Here is a 17,806-nt window from a genome sequence, read left to right on the forward strand (position 1 = left end):
TGCGGTTCGCAATTTCAAGCGCGTGCCGCTTTGTGAACAACCCGTGTAACCATCACGATGCAACGCCCGCTTCTCGCCTCAATGCATCCGCCAGCAGATCGGCAAGCGGAATGGCGTTCGTCGGATGCGGAATACCGTCGCTCGACCAGATTTCTTCCGCTCCCGCCTCGCGCATGTTTTTCTCAACAACAGAATCGAAAAGCGCATGGGTGACAGCAACCCGCACCGCGCCAGCGCCCGCGCGCTTCAGGCCCCTGATCGCCTCGGTCATGGTGCCGCCGCTCGAAACAATGTCATCGACCAGAAGAACGGCGCGTCCATCGAGGACGTGGAGCGGAAACTCGATCTCGACATTGCGGTCGCCAAGGCGGCGTTTCGAGCCGACGATGCTTTCGCAGCCCAAAGCTGCACCGATCTGTTCGACCCATTGTATGGATTCGCCGTCCGGCCCCGCCACCAGCATGTCGTGCGGCAAGGCTTTCGCTTTTACGAAAGCGACAATAGCGGGTGCCGCGCTCAGGCTTTCTGCCTCGATGCCGGGAAAGACCGACGAGATTTCCTTCACGCGATGCAGATGCGGATCGACCGTCACGATCCTGTCGAACAGGCTGCCAAGCAAGCGGCCGACGGCTTGCTGACCGACCGCCTCGCCTTCATGGAAGGCCACATCCTGACGCATGTAGCAGAGATAGGGCGCGACAAGGACGAGGCGGCGCGCGCCATTTCTGCGCAACGCGTCAGCCGCCAGAATCAGTTCCACAAGCCTCGCGTTCGGACGATCGAGGGGACAGTAAATGCAGGCGCTTGCATCAGCTTGCGAGACCGTCACCAGAGACTCGTCATCGGGAAATTTGTGAACATGGATCGGCGCGACCCGCGTCCCAAGACGCCGCGCGATTTCCGCCGCCTCGTGCATTCCATGCTCGAAGGCATGCAGAATAAATCCGCTCATAGGGTGGGTTCTCCAGTACGGGTTGGTCATTCTCAATATTGCCGCGCTGCGCGCCAGTGCCTAGCCCTATCGTCCGGTCGACCGGTCGCCCGACAATCTTGCCCAGCGATAGAAGAGACCTTTGGCGACCTCGACGATTGCCAGATAGGCGACCGTCGCGCCGATCAGGTAAACGAAGAACAGCGGCGGCGGCGCCACGAAGCCGAACCACCGGCCCAGCGGAAAAAAGGGAAGAAGCACCGCAATGGCCACAGCGCCAAATGCCATGGCAGCGAGAAACATGTGCGGCTTGCTTTGATAGAAGCGCCGCCGTGTACGAATGGCGAAGACCACCAATACCTGCGTCGTGATCGACTCGATGAACCAGCCGGTTTGAAAGAGCGCCTCGTCAGCCTTGAACAGATGCAGCAGGGCATAAAAGGTCAGAAAATCGAAGATGGAGCTGACGGGCCCGAATACCAGCATGAACCGCTCGATCATCTGAACGTCCCACTTCACCGGCAGGGCGATGGACTCCTGATCGACGCGGTCGAACGGAATCGCGATTTCCGAGATGTCGTAAAGCAGGTTGTTCAGCAATATCTGGATCGGCAGCATTGGCAGGAAAGGCAGGAACAGCGCGGCGCCGGCCATGCTGAACATATTGCCGAAGTTCGAGCTTGAACCCATCAGAACATATTTGGATACGTTCTGAACCGCTCCGCGTCCGTCGATCACGGCGTCATGCACGACGGAAAGGTCGTGTTCGAGCAGGATCAGATCGGCGGCGGCGCGCGCTACATCGGCCGCGCCGTCGACCGATATGCCGACATCCGCGGCATGCAGCGCCGGAGCGTCGTTGATGCCGTCGCCGAGGAACCCGACGACATTGCCGAGCCGCTTCAGCGCCAGCAATATCCGGTGCTTCTGTTGCGGATTGACGCGGCAGAACAGATTCACCTGCGACACTTGCCCGATCAGGGCCTCGTCCGAAAGATGGGTCAGCATATCGCCGGTCAGCACGCCGGTGACCGGCACGCCGATCTCGGCAAAGACATGACGTGCCACAAGTTCATTGTCTCCCGTCAGTACCTTGACGGCGATGCCGGCCGCGGCCATCGCCTCGATCGTGGCTCCGGCGCTTGCCTTTGGCGGATCGAGAAAAACGGCAAAGCCGGAAAAAACGAGATCGCTCTCATCGGAGATCGCGGCAGTCGCATGGTTCATGTCGACCAGGCGGCTTGCTATGCCGAGCGCGCGAAAACCTTGCGCGCCCAGCCCGTCCAGCGTGGCCTCAAAGGCGCGGCACGTTTCTGCATCGAGCGGATGCACCTCTCCATCCGCGCTTTCATATTGCCCGGACAGACGCAAGAGATCCTCCGGCGCGCCCTTCACGATGAGGCGACGCTGCGCCTCATGCTCGACCAGAACCGAAACGCGCCGCCTTGCAAAATCAAACGGCACTTCATCGATCTTCTTCCAGCCCGCCATGTCGTAGGGATGCGCGGCGAGGATCGCATCGTCGAGCGGGCTCTTCATGCCACTTTCAAACGAGCTGTTCACATAGGCATAGGCATAAGCGCGTGCGCTCTCGACCCCGCGCCCGTCGATGGCGCGCACAAGTTCGATCGTGGCTTCCGTCAGCGTGCCGGTCTTGTCGGTGCACAACACATTCATGGCGCCGAGATCGTGGATGGCGGAAAGGCGCTTTACGATCACCTTTCGTTTGGCCAGATCCATCGCCGAGCGGGCGAGCGTCACCGTCACGATCATCGGCAGCAGTTCCGGCGTCAGCCCGACGGCGAGCGCCAGTGCGAACATCAGCGACTCCAGCACCGGACGGTCGAAATAGATGTTCACCACCAGCACGAACAACACCATCAATATGGTGAAGCGCATGATCAAAAGGCCGAAACGACGAATGCCGACAACGAAGGCAGTTGCGGGCAGCTTTTCCGCCAGGCTCGTCGCAAGATGGCCAAGCGCCGTGCTGCCGCCGGTCCGGCAGATGAGAATGGTCGCCGTGCCGCTGATGACGGAGGTGCCTGCAAAGACGGCGTTTGAAGCACCGGCGGGATTTTCAGCGCCCGAAGCCGTATCGCCCGCCTGTTTCTCGGCGGGGTAAGGCTCACCGGTCAGGAGAGCCTGATTGATGAACAGATCCCGGCTTTCAAGCAGGCGTGAATCCGCAGGCACCAGATCGCCCGCGATCAGTTCGACAATATCGCCGGGAACGAGCTGGTCGATCGGTACCGAGATGCATGCGCCGTCGCGCCGCACGGTCGCCTGCACAGCCACCGACCGGCGCAGCGCCTCGACCGCATTCTGGGCACGGACTTCCTGCACGAAATCAAGCGTCATGCTGATCGTGACGATCGACACGACAATCAGAAAGCTCGCAACGTCGCCGGTAGCTGCGGACAGACCGCTCGCTACAAGCAGAATGATGACCAGAGGATTTCTGAAACGGCCGAGAAATTGGAGCCAAAGAGGCAAACGCTTGACGGTTGCCGCATCGTTGGGCCCATAGATCGCCAGACGTGACCGCGCTTCTGCTGCGGAGAGACCGGCGGGGTTTGTCGCCAGCCTCGCGAGAAGCCGGGCTGCCGGTTCCTGCCAGACTTCCTCGGCCCCAAGCTCGCCATGGTCGGCATCGGCCGCGTTCGGCGCGCTTATCGGCTGGCGTTCACGAGTTAGGTTCACGCCCTGTTACCCCTCGAGCCTTTGCCGCGGTCCACAAGCTGGCCAAGATTAGCGGCAAACAGTCCGGACAATGGGACGACGGTAAATATCCAGGCGCGCAGTACCCGGCTCAATCAGGTTATGCCTGCACGGTGACTTTCATAGCTGAAAATGCGCATACGGATAGTTGAGTCAAAATTGCAGGGGAAATCGGCTTGCACCGCCAAGCTGAGCGATTTGACAAATTTCCCGCGGCTGACCGTCGCGGAAAATTTACAAACTGACATCTTGTCAATTTGTGCAATGCAGCATATTCTTGATCGAACATCAAAACCAAGAGGCGCTTTGTAAAGCGCACCCCTGCCAGGGACGGACGACAGGATGGGTTGCCTGTAACCATCTGATCTGGAAGGGATTTAGCCATGCCCGTCGTCCATACGCCCGCAACACACGCCGCGACCCCCGCTACGTCTTTCGCCGCCGAAACGGTGAGCAAGGTCGGCCTGCTCGGCAAGGAACTGGCAAATGCGTCGAAGGAGTTCGACTTTGGTGAGGCTTTTGCAGCCGCCACCTATGTCGCGATGAGCTTCTACGGCATCGCGCTTCTGGCCTATGCCGCCCTGCGCTACTGACAGATCGGCCTCACAAAAATTTGAATCAGCCTCCCTTGCGGGAGGCTTTTTCATCGGCATATAATGAGCAATGCTTATTAAGTGTAGACCCCTTAAACAGCCTTGCTGCCTATATTGATGGATGGTCCAGTTCAAAATCCTGCATGGGGCGTCGGTTTTCTGATCGGCGATGCTTCGCGCATGCTCCGACGCATCTTCAATGAGCGCGTCACGCCAATGGGCCTCACGCAGGCGCAATGGCGAGCGCTCGTGCACCTGTCGCGCAATGAGGGCCTCAATCAGGTCAGCCTGTCCGAGCTTCTGGAAGTGCAGCCAATCACGGTCGCGCGTCTGATCGACAAGCTGGTTGCAGCGGGTCTCGTCGAGCGGCGTCCCGATCCCAACGATCGCCGGGCGCAACGTCTCTTTCTCACCAGCCAGGCTGCGCCGGTCCTCGACCATATCTGGGAAATCGCGGAAGAAACCTACGATGTCGTGCTGGCGGGTCTGTCGCAAAGCGAACGCGTGGCGCTGGTCGATCTTCTCACCCGCGTGAGGTCCAACATCACAACCTTGTTGCCCGGCAGCGCGCCCGCACGCAGCGCCGGTGAACCCCAGATCGAAATGCGAACCAAGTACAAGTAGTAAAAAGAGCCATCTCAGATGTCTGTCACCTTCGCTCCTGTTACCGGCGCCGCGCGGCGGCTCATAAGCGACCGGGCCTCTCTCAGGCCCATATTGATGATCGGCGTGCCCGTGCTCGCGCTTCTCGTCATCGGATATTTCTATCTGGTGAGCGGGCGCTATGTGAGTACGGACAATGCTTACGTGAAGGCTGACATGGTTTCGGTGAGCCCCGATGTCGGCGGGCGCATCGTTGCCGTTTTCGTCAAGCAGAACGAAACGGTGAAGGCAGGCGACCCGCTGTTCCAGATCGATCCCCAGCCTTACAAGCTTGCACTTGCCGAATCCGATGCCCAGCTCCACGCGGCAGCGAGCAACGTCAATTCTCTCAAGGCCAAATATGAGATGACGGTCGCGCAGCTCGGGCTCGCGCAATCCAATGTCGAGTTTTACGGCCGCGAGTTGAAACGCCAGTCCGAACTTGCAAAGCAGAATTTCGCCAGCCAGTCCAAGCTCGATACGGCGCGCCACAACTACGACACAGCCGTTCAGCTCGGCGGCGTCTTGAAGCAGAGCATCGGCCAGATCGCGGCAACGCTGGATGACAAGCCGGCGGCGCCCGTCGAGGAACATTCCTCTTATATGCAGGCCAAGGCGACGCGGGACAATGCAGCGCTCAATCTTGAGCGCGCGACAGTCCGTGCGCCTTTCGACGGTGTGCTCGGGAAGCAGCCGCAGGTCGGCGACAATGTTGCGCCCGGCGTGCCCGTGGTGAACATCGTCTCGGAGAAGAACGTCTGGGTCGAAGCGAACTTCAAGGAAACCGATCTCGCCAATGTCCATCCGGGCCAGACGGCAACGATCGACATCGACACCTATCCCCACCACCCGTGGCAAGGCCGCGTCGTCAGCATTTCGCAGGCGACAGGCTCGGAGTTCTCTGTGCTGCCAGCGCAGAACGCCACCGGCAACTGGGTGAAGGTCGTTCAGCGCATTCCGGTGCGCATAGCCATCGAGCGGCGCGAGGGCGATCCGGCCATTCGCGCAGGCATGAGCGTAGAAGCGGAGATCGACACGCATTCGGGCAAGACCGCCTCCACGGGGGCTGAAGGCCACGCATCATGACACCACGCGTTCAACGCGGAATTGTTACCGGCTCGATCATGCTGGCGACGATCATGCAGACGCTGGATTCGACGATTGCCAACGTCGCCCTGCCGCATATGCAGGGAAGCATGTCGGCGACGCAGGACCAGATTTCCTGGGTGCTGACCTCCTATATCATCGCCGCCGCCATAGCGACGCCCGCCACGGGCTTTCTCTCGACGCGTTTCGGGCGCAAGAGGCTGCTGGCGATTTCGGTCGTCGGCTTCACCGTGACCTCGATGCTTTGCGGTGCCGCCACCTCGCTTGAACAGATCGTGCTCTTTCGCCTCGCGCAGGGCGCTTGCGGCGCGGCTTTCGTGCCGCTCAGCCAGGCGATCATGCTCGACACCTATTCGATGGAAATGCGCGGCAAGATGATGGCGCTGTGGGGCGTCGGCGTCATGGTCGGACCCATTGTCGGCCCTGCCCTCGGCGGCTGGCTGACGGACAGCTATAGCTGGCGCTGGGTTTTCTACATCAATGTGCCGTTCGGCATTCTCGCGCTTGTCGGCATCATGACGGCGTTGCCGGAATCGACGCTCGACAAGGTGCGACGGTTCGACTGGCTGGGCTTTACATTCCTGAGCCTCGCCATCGGCTCGATGCAGTTGATGCTCGATCGCGGCAATCTCAAGGACTGGTTTTCGGCAAACGAGATCGTCGTCGAATTCCTGATCGCGGCTTTCGCATTCTATCTCTTCATCATTCACTCGCTGACGGCGAAAAAGCCTTTCATCGACCTGCAACTTTTCAAGGACCGAAATCTGCTGGTCGGCCTGACGATGATGTTCGTGGTCGGCCTCGTCCTCTATGCGACGATGGCACTGATGCCGCCCTATCTCGAAACGCTGATGGGCTATCCGGTGACGACCACGGGGCTTGTGCTCGCGCCGCGCGGCATCGGCACGATGATTGCGATGATGGTGGCAGGACGCATCATCAATCGGGTCGACATGCGACACCTCATCGCCTTCGGCCTCGCACTATCGGCCTTTTCTCTCTGGCAGATGGCGCAGTTCAACCTCAATATCAGCGAGCACACGATCATCTATACCGGCGTCGTTCAAGGCTTCGGTCTCGGCTTCATCTTTGCGCCGCTGACGACGATTTCCTTTGCGACACTGCCCGCGCATCTGCGCACCGACGGCACCAGCATTTACAGCCTGATGCGTAATGTCGGATCGAGTGTGGGCATTTCGGTGGCGATGGCGCTTGTCGTGCGGCTGACGCAAGTCAACCACGCCGCACTTGCCGAACGCGTGGACCCGACAAATCCGATTTTCCGTTCAGGCGCCATGCCGCATGGCTTTGGTATCGATACCCAGATGGGTCTTGCCATGCTGGACGGCGAAATCACGCGGCAGGCGGCGGCGATTGCCTATCTGAACGATTTCCGTTTGATGATGGTGATGACTGCCATCGTCATTCCGCTGGTCTATCTGATGCGCAATCCAACGATCACGCCCGAGATGCAGAAAGAAGCGGCCGCGCACGCAGTCATGGACTGACGCCTCGTGCTTTGACATGCTGGCGTCAGACCTTCGTTCGAGGAAAGTGCTTATGGCTGTTCAGATACCCTATGTCCGCGAGATCGAGTTCACCTATGACGCCAGCGAGCAGATCACGCCGCTGATCCGGCGCGTCGTCGCGGAGAACCCATCGGCATTCACCTACAAAGGGACGGGCACCTATATTATCGGCCATGGCAATGTCGCCGTGATCGATCCGGGTCCGATGATCGAGGCGCATGTCGAGGCGCTGATGCGCGCGCTTGAGGGTGAAACGGTCACGCATATTCTCATCACCCATACGCATAGCGACCACTCCCCCGCCGCTGCGCCGCTGAAGGCGCGCACGGGCGCGAAGACCTATGGCTATGGACCGCATGGCGGCGGACAGGGCGAGGAAGACGGCGACATGGATTTCGTGCCGGATGTCGAAATCCGTCATGGCGATATCATCAAGGGAGACGGCTGGACGATCGAATGCGTGCACACGCCCGGCCACACGTCGAACCATATCTGCTTTGCGCTGCGCGAAGAGAAGGCGCTCTTCAGCGGCGATCACGTCATGGGCTGGTCGACGAGCATCGTCAGCCCGCCCGACGGCAATATGCGCGAATATATGGCGTCGCTTCGTTTGCTGCTGACGCGCGATGACGAGATTTACTGGCCGACGCATGGGCCTGCGATCCGCAATCCCAAGCCTTTCGTGAAAGCCTTCATCGCGCATCGCGAAGAGCGCGAGCAGCAGATCATCGAGCAGATCAAGGCCGGGCGCACGCATATCAAGGATATGGTCCCGGTGATCTATGCCGCCGTCGACAAGCGGCTCTATCCCGCCGCCGCCCGCTCGGTCTTTGCTCATGCGCTCGGCATGGTCGAAGATGGGCGTCTCGTCGCTGACGGGACGCCGCGCCTCGATGGGGAATATCGGCTGGCTTGACGGTCAGCTCGCCGCGAGGCCGAGCTTTGTTTTCAACGCTGCGAGATAGGCGCGGATACGCGCGGCATTCGTGCCGAGATCGCTGACGCCGACGCGCGAGACGGAGCGCACATCGACGACCGAGCCGCCATCCTTCTCGACGATGCGAATGGCGATATCGTCCTTGAAGTGCAGAAGGCTCGTCGTCGCGGTCGCTTCGATGAGGCCGGTTTCAGGCGTCGCCGCCACGATCTCCCAGCCCATGTCATGCGCCACGTCGCGCGCGGTATCGAAGACTTTGCCCGCTTGTTCCTGAACGACCAGCGGCGCGAGGTCGGGATAGACTTTTGCCTGCAGCTCCGCCAGGTCGGCCGGCAGCTTGCGATCGAGCGGATTTGCATCGGGGCGACGCAGGACGACGATAGCGGCAAATTCCGGCGGGTTGGACAGGTCCGTCGTTATGTCGTGGATGCGCGGCACACTGCGGCCCTTGAAGAAGGACGTTCCAACCGGCGTCGCAGCAACGAGACCCAGAACGATACCGGCAATGGCAGTCGCCACGCCCGCCCTCTTGCCGCCTAGCGTCACGATCAGGCCGACGAGCGACACGACTATGGCAATCAGGCCGATAAGTGCCGCGATGGCGAGAGTGGGGAGCGCGATTTTGAAGCTGACGATTTCATAGCGGTTGCCGATGATGCCGAGGGCCAGCACCACGAGTGCCGCTATGCCAAGCCTCAGTCCCCATGCGGCCGCCCGCGATTTTTCGTTTCCCATATCCGCTCCCCGATCTGACCTCGTTATTCCGCCGCGTTTGCGGTCGGAAGCTTGTAGTCCTTGAACTGCTCGCGCAGCGCCAGCTTCTGAATCTTGCCGGTCGCCGTATGCGGGATTTCGGTGACGAAAGCGACGTCATCGGGCATCCACCACTTGGCGATCTTGCCGTCCATGTAATGGAGAATTTCTTCCTTGGTCGGCTTTTCGCCTTCCTTCGGAATGACGATCAGCAGCGGGCGCTCATCCCATTTTGGATGCATGATGCCGATGACGGCGGCTTCGGCGACTTTCGGATGACCGACCGCAAGATTCTCGATCTCGATCGAGGAAATCCACTCGCCGCCCGATTTGATGACGTCCTTGGCGCGGTCCGTGATCTGCATATAGCCCTGCGCGTCGATGGTCGCGACGTCGCCCGTGTCGAACCAGCCGTCCTTGTCGAGGATATTGCCGCCTTCGCCCTTGAGGTAGGCGCCTGCAATGGCGGGGCCGCGCACCATGAGATGGCCGAACGCCTTGCCGTCCGAAGGCAGCTCCTTGCCGTCATCGTCGGTGATCTTCATTTCGACCGTGTAGATCGCCCGGCCCTGCTTCACTTTTACGTCGATCTGCTTTTCAAGCGGCAGCTTGTCCATGCCCGCCTTCAGCGCGCCGAGCGTTCCCATGGGCGACATTTCCGTCATGCCCCAGGCGTGGAAAACCTTGACGTCGTATTTCTCTTCAAAGACCTCGATCATCGAACGCGGCGCGGCGGAACCGCCGATGACGACACGCTCGAGCGCGGGCAATTTCGCGTCGGTCTTTTCAAGATATTGCAGCAGCATCAGCCAAACGGTCGGCACGGCCGCCGTGATCGTCACTTTCTCCGTGTCGAGAAGTTCATAGATGCTTGCGCCATCCATATTGGCGCCGGGCATGACGATTTTTGCACCGACTGCCGGGGCGGCAAAGGCGATGCCCCAGGCGTTTGCATGGAACATCGGCACCACCGGCAGAATGGCGTCGGCGGACTTCATGCCAAGCGCGTCGCCCATATTGGCGGCCATGGAATGCAGCACGTTCGAGCGGTGCGAATAGAGTACGCCCTTGGGGTTACCTGTCGTGCCAGAGGTGTAGCAAAGACCGCAGGCGGCGTTTTCGTCGACCTTCGCCCATTCGAAGTCGCCATTTTCGGCTTCGACGATTTCCTCAAAGCAAAGCGCATTGGGGAGCTTCGTCGCGGGCATATGCGCGCGGTCGGTCATCACCACATAGGCTTCGACCCTGGGCAGCTTGTCGGCAATCGCCTCAAGGATCGGTACGAAGGTGAGATCGAGGAATACGAGTTTATCCTCGGCATGATTGATGATGTAGACGAGTTGCTCGGCGAAAAGGCGCGGGTTCAGCGTGTGGCAGACAGCGCCCATGCCCATGATGCCGTACCAGGCCTCAAGGTGCCGGGCGGTGTTCCAGCCCATGGTGGCAACGATATCGCCTTCCTTGACGCCGAGACGCGTCAGCGCCTGCGCAACCTTGCGCGCGCGCAGATGCACCGCGCGATAGGTCGTGCGCGTAATCGGCCCCTCGACCGTCCGGGTCACAATTTCCTGGTCGCCATGAAAGCGCGCTGCATGGTCGATAATCGTCGACACGCGCAACGGCCAATTCTGCATCAAACCCTTCATCACTCGTCCCCTAATGCGTTTCTGTCTTGCTATGCGGCCCGCGACTGACGCAAGGGCCCACTTTGCTTTTGGGGCAGTGTAATGGCTTCCGTCCGCCCTCACAACTTGGCCGGAATCCGGTCCCGAAGGCGGATAATTCTTGCCTTTCAGGCGGTCAGAACCGGTAATCTCACCAGGCTAGAAACAAAAAATTCAGGGAGCGCCCCATGTCCGCGTCGCCAGAGCTTCATTTCAAGTCCGCAGCCGAACTGGCGCGCATGATTCAGCGCCGGGAGATCAGCGCGCGCGAATTGCTCGAGCATTTCATCGCGCGGATGGAACTGCACAATCCCAAGATCAACGCCATTGTCGCCAAGGATCTCGACCGGGCCCGCAAGCGGGCGCGTCAGGCCGATGAAGCGCAAGCGCGCGGCGAAACCTGGGGTCCGCTGCACGGCCTTCCGATGACGATCAAGGACGCCTATGAGGTCGAGGGCATCGTCACCACGGGCGGCGGGCCGGAATATGCCAATCACGTGCCGACGCGCAGCGCAACGGCGGTGGAGCGTATTTCGCGCGCAGGCGCCGTCATTTTCGGCAAGACCAATGTGCCCTACATGTCGGGCGATCTTCAGACCTATAACGACGTTTACGGCACGACGAACAATCCGTGGAATCTGGCCTGCGGGCCGGGCGGCTCGTCGGGCGGGTCTGCGGCAGCGCTGGCGGCGGGGCTGACCGGTCTTGAATTCGGCAGCGACATTGGCGGATCGATCCGTACGCCAGCACATCTTTGCGGCGTCTTCGGCCACAAGACGACATTCGGCGTTATTCCCAAGCGCGGCCATGTCAGCCCGCCGCCGGGCACTTTGCGCGAAGGTGATCTGTCCGTCGCCGGGCCGCTCGGGCGCAGCGCCGAAGACCTCGACCTGCTGCTCGGCATCACAGCAGGGCCGGACTGGGGCATGTCGGAAGGCTGGCGGCTCGACCTTCCCCCGGCCCGCGCCCGCTCGCCCAAAGAGCTTCGTGTCGCCGTCTGGATCGACGATCCGTTCTGCGAGATCGACGCGGAAAGCGCTGCGCTTTTGAAGAGCGCCGCCAAGGCGCTCGAAGATGCAGGCGCACATGTCGACTGGGCGGCGCGACCCGATTTCACGCTGGCCGAGATCACGGAAATCTATCTGGTGCTGCTGCATTCCGTTGTCGGATCGGGCTTCCCGCCCTCGATCAAGGAACGCTGGATGGAAGCGAAGGCCAAGCTCGCACCCGATGACAAGAGCCACGCGGCGCTGCAAATGCGCGGCGGCACGATCACCTATGCCGATCGCATGATCTGGGAAGAGATGCAGACGCGCATTCGCGCGAAATGGGCGGATTTCTTCAAGGGCTACGATGTCGTGCTTGCGCCTGTGATGATGCGCCCAGCCTTTCCGCATGACCACAAGTCGAACTGGCATGCACGCAGGCTCAATGTGAACGGCAAGGAGCGCGAATATATGGACGTGCTGATCTGGGCGGGGCCTGCGGTCGTTTCCTACCTGCCCGCGACCGCCGCGCCTGTCGGCGTGACGAGCGAGGGGCTGCCTGTCGGTATCCAGATCATCGGGCCGCATATGGGCGACCGCACGACAATTGCGGTAGCGGGCATGCTGGAAGAGATTCTCGGCGGATTCCGCGCTCCACCGGGCTTTTGAGCGCAACTTTGACACGCGGGGCATGCGCTCCCATATTACGGCCCTTCCGCCGCACTACAGTTCCAGGGATCGCATTATGCCGAGCTTGAGCAACGCCGCCGTACGTGACATTGAGACGGTGATCCACCCCTATACCAATCTCGACGCGTTTCGCGAGACCGGCCCGATGATCATCGAGCGCGGCGAAGGCATTCACGTCTGGGATGCGGACGGGCGCAAATATATTGAAGGTCTCGCCGGTCTGTGGTGCACCTCGCTTGGCTATAGCGAGCCGGAGCTCATCGAGGCAGCGACAGAGCAGCTCAAGCAGCTTCCCTTCACGCATGTCTTCGGCGGCAAGAGCCATGAGCGCGCGGCGGAGCTTGCAGAGAAGCTGAAAGCCATCGCGCCGCACAAGGCGTCGAAGGTTCTTTTCTGCGGTTCGGGCTCTGAAGCCAATGACCAGCAGATGAAGCTCGTCTGGTATTACAACAACGCGCTTGGCCGGACGAAGAAGAAGAAATTCATCTCGCGCATTCGCGGCTATCACGGCGTCACGGTCGCATCGGCGAGCCTGACGGGCCTTCCCGCCAATCATCGCGATTTCGATCTGCCGATTGCTGGCGTGCGCCACACCGATTGCCCGCATTATTATCGCTATGCGGAAATTGGCGAGACGGAAGACGAGTACACGACGCGGCTTGCCGCCAATCTTGAAAAGATGATCCTGGAAGAAGACCCTGATACCGTCGCGGCCTTTATCGCCGAGCCGGTGATGGGCGCTGGCGGCGTCATCATTCCGCCCGAGGGTTACTTCCAGAAAATTCAGGCGGTGCTCGACAAATACGACATCTATTTCATCGCCGATGAAGTGATCTGCGGATTCGGGCGCACGGGCAATATGTTTGGCAGCCAGACCTTCGGCATCAGGCCGGATTCGATTTCGGTCGCCAAGGCGCTCTCCTCGGCTTACGTGCCCATCGCCGCCATTACTGTCGGCGAGGACATGTATCAGGCCATGATCGACGAAAGCAAAAAGATCGGCACATTCGGGCACGGCTTCACCTATACGGCTCATCCGGTTGCCGCTGCCGTCGCCGTGAAAACGCTTGAGATCTACGAAAAGCGCAACATTGTCGGCCATGTGCGCAGCGTCGCGCCGCGCTTTGAGGAGCGCGTGCAACGTCTCGGCGAACATTCGCTGGTCGGACATGCGCGGGCGCGCGGGCTTCTCGGCGCGATCGAACTCGTTGCCGACAAGGAAACGAAGCGCAGCTTCGATGTGAAGGCGGGCGTCGGCGCCGCCGTGCAGAAGGCTGCGGAAAAGAACGGGCTTATCGTTCGCGCGCTGGGTGGCGATATCATCGCGTTCTGCCCGCCGCTGATCGTCAAGGAATCGGACATCGACGATATCTTCGACCGTACCGAGCTTGCGCTCAACGAGACGGAGACATGGATCGCCAAGGAAGGGCTTCGTACCGCCTGATGAGAGAAGTCCGCTATCAACTCACATTCGAAGGCAAAGTCTCGCCGGAAGACGAGATGGGCTCGGTGATGCGCGTCGAAACGCGGGCGAGCTTCGGCGCAGGCGTCGATCCCGTCTTTGCGACCGGTGCGCCGCAGGCAGTTGTGCATGCCATGGTCGAGCCGGACGATTTCGGCGGCTTCAGGGAAAGCGGCGAGATCATCTTTGGCGGCGGCACGCTCACCTATGTCAGCGATGGCGAAGGCAAGATCGGCGAGAGCGCCGATCCGACGCTGCAGCAGGGCCATGTCGTGCGGCGGATTGAAGGCGGCTCAGGTGCCTTTGAAGGCGCAAGCGGCGTCATCGTTTCCGTCTTCACGGTGAGCGAGGATGCGCAGATGCGCGACAGCCAGAGCGCGGTGATTTTTCTCACTTCAAATTGAACCTGTCACCCCGGCCTTGTGCCGGGGTGACAGCGGAATTTGCGGGATCGACAACGTCAAAACTCAGCAGGCCTCAGACGTGCTGGCCGCCGTTGATCTGGATTTCGGTGCCGTTGACGTAGCTCGACTGATCCGTGCAAAGAAAATAGATCGTCTTTGCCACTTCTTCGGGCGTTCCCAAACGCTGCATGGGGATTTCGGCGACGATTTTCTCGGTGCCGGGCGAGAGGATCGCCGTGTCGATTTCACCGGGTGCAATCGCATTGACGCGAATGCCGAGGCGACCGAAATCCGAGGCCATTTCGCGCGTCAGGGCCGCAAGCGCGGCTTTCGACGTTGCATAGGCCGAACCGGCGAAGGGGTGGACGCGCACACCGGCGATGGAGGTCACATTCACCACCGAGCCTTGCGCCTTCTTCAGTTCCTCAACCAGCCCGCGCGCGAGCATGGCTGAGGCAAAGAAGTTCACCTGAAAGACCTTCTGCCACACATCGAGGCTCGTCTCGAAGACGCCAAGCCGCGAGCCGCCGGGGCCCTTCGGCGAAATGGCGGCGTTGTTGACGAGCGCATTGAGGCGGCTGCCTTGCGCCTTCAGCCGCTCGCGCATTTCGGCGATGGCCGCGATGGTGTTTTCGGGGTCTGCGAGATCGACCTGAATGTGGTCTTCGGGACCTGCCTCCCAGGGGCAATCTTCCGGGAAGGGATGGCGCGAACAGGTGATGACGCGCCAGCCGGCGCTGGAAAAGCGTTTGACGGTCGCATGCCCGATACCCCGGCTTGCGCCGGTCAGGATCAGGGTTTTGCGGTCTTCATTTGACGGTTTGTTCATGGCCGCAACCTAAACCAAGGCTTCCAGCTACGCCAGTGTTGCGAGCGATTATCAAAAAATAGTCATATAGCCGGGATAGCGAGGCGTTTCAGCGCGAGAGCGAGGGTCTCGGCGGGGCCGCTGGAGGCGTCAATCTTCTGCCAGCGCATCTCCCCAAGATCGTAGCCGAGCTGGCGGCGCAAGACCTCGACATCGGCGTCTGACGGATCAAGCGCCCTTGCATGGCGGGAGGCCACGCGCTCTTCAAGGGTTCTCTGCGGCGCTTCAAGCCACAGGCCATGAAAGGGAACGCCCAGCTTTGCGGCCAGATATTCGGCTGTGTCGCGTTCGGCGGGGCTTGCAAAAACGGCGTCGAGGACCGCGGTAAGCCCCGCCCCGACGACGCGCTCGGCAAGCATCAACATCTCGTCATAGACGCGCCCGGTCGCTTCGAGCGAATAAGCGGCTTCAGGCAGGCGGTCGAGGGCCGCGACGCCGAAAAGCCTTTTGCGGATGATGTCGGAGCGCAGATGCACGCCGCCGATCAAGCCAAGATGCGGCGCGAGTCTCATGGCAAGCGTCGATTTTCCCGTGCCCGACAAGCCGCTCACCGCGATCATGCATGCGGGGGCCGTGCTGAGCGCATCGAGAGCGAAGCGAAGGTAGGCGCGGGCCTCGTCGCGTTTTTCCGCAGTATCGGCGGCGATAGCCGTCACCTTCGCGCGCACGGCGGCGCGCGTCGCGAGGAAAAGCGGCATCAAGGCGAGGCCGTCAACGGTCGCCGCGACTTCGTTCTGAGCGGCGTGATCCAGATAGACATTAAGGGTTCGATTGGCGAAGCCGCGCAGATGCGGCGCGGAAGCTTCCCGAAAGGCTATGTCCATCAGCAGAAAGGCGAGGTCATAGAGAATATCGATGCAGGCAAATTCATCGCTGAACTCGATGCAGTCGAAAATAACCGGCCTTTCCCCGATCAAGGTCACATTGCCGAGATGAAGATCGCCGTGGCAATGGCGCACGAAACCATCCGCGCGCCTTCCATCCAGTAGCGCCTTGTGCCGTTCGATCAGCAGATCGCTCGCCTCGCGCAAGTGCTGGATATCTGCGGCATCAAAGATGTTGCCGACATGGTCGCGGAGATTTTCGTCATTGCCCGCAACGATACGGGCAAAAGCTTCTGCCCCGCCCTGATCCCGCCTGACTTCCGCAACGCGGTGGAAACGCGCCACATCGGCGGCAAGGGTTTCGACAACGCCAAGTGGCAATCGGCCTTCATCCGCCAGTCGCGCAAAAAGACCGTCAGCGGGAAAGCGCTGCATTTCGACCAGCCAGTCGATGATCTCCCCGCTCTCGCCGCCAAGAACAATCCCGTGAGCGCCACGCCGTAACGGGACGACCGCATGATAGATTTCCGGCGCTGTCCGGCGGTTCAGGGCAAGCTCGCGCATGCAGGCCGCACGCCTTTTTTCCGGCGTGGTGAAATCGAGGAAACCGAAATCGACGGGTTTCTTCAGCTTGTAGGCGCGGACGGGGCCGAGAAAGATGATCGAGGCGTGCGTTTCGATCTTTTCGATCTCGACATTGCCCGCGAGGGCATAAGCCTCGGGCGTTGTCAGAAATTTCTCGATTTCAGCCAGCAGGGTATTTGCCAAGCGGTTGTCCCGGGAAATCAGATGCGCTCCAGATGCGTGACTTCTTCAAGCCCGGCAGGGTCTTGATGGATGATGACCTCCGCATTCTCGAAGACTTCCATGATACGCGCTTCGACATCGTCGGAAATGCGATGCGCCTTCATCAGCGAGATGGAGCGATCAAGCTCGAGATGAAACTGGATGAAGCAGCGCGCGCCCGACGTGCGTGTCCGCAGGTCGTGAATGTCGATCACTTCGGGATGGGACAGCGCAATGGCGGTGATGCGCTCGCGTTCGCCTTCCGACAATTCACGGTCCATGAGTTGATTATATGAGCCCAATACGATGCGTGTCGCCGAAATGCCGATGAGCACGGCAATGGCGATGCCGAATAGCGGGTCCGCCCAATAGATTCCGAAAACGCCGGAGAGAACGAGTGCTGCAATGACCGACAGGTTCATCAGCAGGTCGCCGCGGTAATGCGTCGAATCCGCCTCAATCGCGAGCGAATTGGTTTGCGCGACCACGTGGCGCTGGAAAGCGACAAGCACCAGCGTGACGAGAATGGCCACCACCGTCACCACGATGCCGACCGTCGAATTGTCAACGGGGCTGGGATGGAGGATGCGGCTGATCGCTTCAAAAACGATGTAGCCCGCCGAAGCGAAGATGAAAATCGACTGACCAAGACCGGCCAGCGCTTCGGCCTTCCCGTGGCCGAAGCGATGATCGTCGTCGGCGGGCGTCAGCGAATGCCTGACCGCAACGAGATTAAGTAAAGAAGCCGCGCCATCGAGCAGCGAATCCATCAATGTGCCCAGCATCGCGACCGAACCGGTCAGATAGAAGGCGGCGCTCTTGATGCAAATAAGCGTGACGGCGACGACGACGGCGGCATAGGTCGCACGTCGCATCAGCTTTGCATTTTGAATTGCGCGGCTCACATCA

15 protein-coding genes are annotated in these 17,806 nt (G+C 60.5%); 8 read left to right on the top strand and 7 right to left on the bottom strand.

All coding sequences use genetic code 11. The features are described 5' to 3' along the window. Nucleotides 1–52: 52 nt before the first annotated feature. Together WA943_RS04700 and mgtA are read right to left on the bottom strand one after the other, a co-directional pair. A complete protein-coding gene (locus WA943_RS04700; protein ID WP_424468688.1) occupies nt 53–952 on the bottom strand; it encodes a ribose-phosphate diphosphokinase in 900 nt (299 codons plus the stop codon). A 66-nt stretch (nt 953–1,018) separates the two neighbouring features. After that, nucleotides 1,019–3,634 (bottom strand): magnesium-translocating P-type ATPase, encoded by a 2,616-nt coding sequence (mgtA, locus tag WA943_RS04705; RefSeq protein WP_424468689.1) that lies wholly within the window; start codon nt 3,632–3,634, stop codon nt 1,019–1,021. Between the two features lie 401 nt (nt 3,635–4,035). On the opposite strand from mgtA, the gene WA943_RS04710 reads away from it, so the two are divergent. The 5 genes from WA943_RS04710 to WA943_RS04730 all read left to right on the top strand — a co-directional run bounded on the left by WA943_RS04710 (nt 4,036) and on the right by WA943_RS04730 (nt 8,439). Continuing rightward, nucleotides 4,036–4,245 carry a hypothetical protein gene (locus WA943_RS04710; protein ID WP_424468690.1) on the top strand — a complete coding sequence of 70 codons (210 nt, stop codon included), beginning with the start codon at nt 4,036–4,038 and terminating at the stop codon, nt 4,243–4,245. A gap of 117 nt (nt 4,246–4,362) precedes the next feature. Continuing rightward, a complete protein-coding gene (locus WA943_RS04715; RefSeq protein WP_424468691.1) occupies nt 4,363–4,869 on the top strand; it encodes a MarR family winged helix-turn-helix transcriptional regulator in 507 nt (168 codons plus the stop codon). An 18-nt stretch (nt 4,870–4,887) separates the two neighbouring features. Continuing rightward, nucleotides 4,888–5,973, top strand: a complete 1,086-nt coding sequence (locus tag WA943_RS04720) for an HlyD family secretion protein (RefSeq protein ID WP_424468692.1) — start codon at nt 4,888–4,890, stop codon at nt 5,971–5,973. Further along, nucleotides 5,970–7,502 carry a DHA2 family efflux MFS transporter permease subunit gene (locus WA943_RS04725; protein WP_424468693.1) on the top strand — a complete coding sequence of 511 codons (1,533 nt, stop codon included), beginning with the start codon at nt 5,970–5,972 and terminating at the stop codon, nt 7,500–7,502. Before WA943_RS04720 ends, WA943_RS04725 begins: the two co-directional genes overlap by 4 nt. Before the next feature lie 52 nt (nt 7,503–7,554). Further along, the gene (locus WA943_RS04730; RefSeq protein ID WP_424468694.1) at nt 7,555–8,439 is read left to right on the top strand and encodes an MBL fold metallo-hydrolase; all 885 of its coding nucleotides are present in this window, start codon (nt 7,555–7,557) and stop codon (nt 8,437–8,439) included. A gap of 3 nt (nt 8,440–8,442) precedes the next feature. Here the strand turns inward: WA943_RS04730 and WA943_RS04735 are convergent, their stop codons facing one another. Further along, on the bottom strand, nt 8,443–9,195 hold the full coding sequence (locus tag WA943_RS04735) for a DUF1499 domain-containing protein (RefSeq protein WP_424468695.1): 753 nt from the start codon (nt 9,193–9,195) through the stop codon (nt 8,443–8,445). Nucleotides 9,196–9,218: 23 nt separating this feature from the next. Next, the gene (locus tag WA943_RS04740; RefSeq protein WP_424468696.1) at nt 9,219–10,859 is read right to left on the bottom strand and encodes a 3-(methylthio)propionyl-CoA ligase; all 1,641 of its coding nucleotides are present in this window, start codon (nt 10,857–10,859) and stop codon (nt 9,219–9,221) included. A gap of 206 nt (nt 10,860–11,065) precedes the next feature. Here WA943_RS04740 and WA943_RS04745 point away from each other — a divergent pair, with 206 nt between their 5' ends. From WA943_RS04745 to WA943_RS04755, 3 genes are all read left to right on the top strand, one after another. Continuing rightward, nucleotides 11,066–12,532 carry an amidase gene (locus WA943_RS04745; protein WP_424468697.1) on the top strand — a complete coding sequence of 489 codons (1,467 nt, stop codon included), beginning with the start codon at nt 11,066–11,068 and terminating at the stop codon, nt 12,530–12,532. A gap of 76 nt (nt 12,533–12,608) precedes the next feature. Beyond that, nucleotides 12,609–13,997 (top strand): aminotransferase, encoded by a 1,389-nt coding sequence (locus WA943_RS04750; protein ID WP_424468698.1) that lies wholly within the window; start codon nt 12,609–12,611, stop codon nt 13,995–13,997. Further along, the gene (locus tag WA943_RS04755; protein WP_424468699.1) at nt 13,997–14,419 is read left to right on the top strand and encodes a hypothetical protein; all 423 of its coding nucleotides are present in this window, start codon (nt 13,997–13,999) and stop codon (nt 14,417–14,419) included. The genes WA943_RS04750 and WA943_RS04755 overlap by 1 nt, the downstream gene beginning before the upstream one ends. A gap of 73 nt (nt 14,420–14,492) precedes the next feature. Here WA943_RS04755 and WA943_RS04760 read toward each other — a convergent pair whose 3' ends face one another. From WA943_RS04760 to WA943_RS04770, 3 genes are all read right to left on the bottom strand, one after another. Further along, nucleotides 14,493–15,248, bottom strand: coding sequence for an SDR family NAD(P)-dependent oxidoreductase (locus WA943_RS04760; protein WP_424468700.1), 756 nt, complete (start codon nt 15,246–15,248; stop codon nt 14,493–14,495). 62 nt (nt 15,249–15,310) lie between these two features. Further along, nucleotides 15,311–16,879: an AAA family ATPase gene (locus WA943_RS04765; protein WP_424468701.1), complete on the bottom strand. Its 1,569-nt coding sequence runs from the start codon at nt 16,877–16,879 to the stop codon at nt 15,311–15,313. A 17-nt stretch (nt 16,880–16,896) separates the two neighbouring features. Then, nucleotides 16,897–17,802: a cation diffusion facilitator family transporter gene (locus tag WA943_RS04770; protein WP_424468702.1), complete on the bottom strand. Its 906-nt coding sequence runs from the start codon at nt 17,800–17,802 to the stop codon at nt 16,897–16,899. Nucleotides 17,803–17,806 lie beyond the last annotated feature (4 nt).

The sequence above is a fragment of the Parvibaculum sp. genome (genome assembly GCF_049651025.1).
Classification (GTDB): Bacteria; Pseudomonadota; Alphaproteobacteria; order Parvibaculales; family Parvibaculaceae; genus Parvibaculum.

What these genes read in the sequence shown, in the direction of transcription:
- WA943_RS04760 (WP_424468700.1), bottom strand. Translation starts at nt 15,248, where the DNA reads ATGAACAAACCGTCAAATGAAGACCGCAAAACCCTGATCCTGACCGGC.
- WA943_RS04755 (WP_424468699.1), top strand. Translation starts at nt 13,997, where the DNA reads ATGAGAGAAGTCCGCTATCAACTCACATTCGAAGGCAAAGTCTCGCCG.
- WA943_RS04745 (WP_424468697.1), top strand. Translation starts at nt 11,066, where the DNA reads ATGTCCGCGTCGCCAGAGCTTCATTTCAAGTCCGCAGCCGAACTGGCG.
- WA943_RS04750 (WP_424468698.1), top strand. Translation starts at nt 12,609, where the DNA reads ATGCCGAGCTTGAGCAACGCCGCCGTACGTGACATTGAGACGGTGATC.
- WA943_RS04725 (WP_424468693.1), top strand. Translation starts at nt 5,970, where the DNA reads ATGACACCACGCGTTCAACGCGGAATTGTTACCGGCTCGATCATGCTG.
- WA943_RS04720 (WP_424468692.1), top strand. Translation starts at nt 4,888, where the DNA reads ATGTCTGTCACCTTCGCTCCTGTTACCGGCGCCGCGCGGCGGCTCATA.
- WA943_RS04730 (WP_424468694.1), top strand. Translation starts at nt 7,555, where the DNA reads ATGGCTGTTCAGATACCCTATGTCCGCGAGATCGAGTTCACCTATGAC.
- WA943_RS04740 (WP_424468696.1), bottom strand. Translation starts at nt 10,859, where the DNA reads ATGAAGGGTTTGATGCAGAATTGGCCGTTGCGCGTGTCGACGATTATC.
- WA943_RS04715 (WP_424468691.1), top strand. Translation starts at nt 4,363, where the DNA reads ATGGATGGTCCAGTTCAAAATCCTGCATGGGGCGTCGGTTTTCTGATC.
- WA943_RS04710 (WP_424468690.1), top strand. Translation starts at nt 4,036, where the DNA reads ATGCCCGTCGTCCATACGCCCGCAACACACGCCGCGACCCCCGCTACG.
- WA943_RS04700 (WP_424468688.1), bottom strand. Translation starts at nt 952, where the DNA reads ATGAGCGGATTTATTCTGCATGCCTTCGAGCATGGAATGCACGAGGCG.
- WA943_RS04735 (WP_424468695.1), bottom strand. Translation starts at nt 9,195, where the DNA reads ATGGGAAACGAAAAATCGCGGGCGGCCGCATGGGGACTGAGGCTTGGC.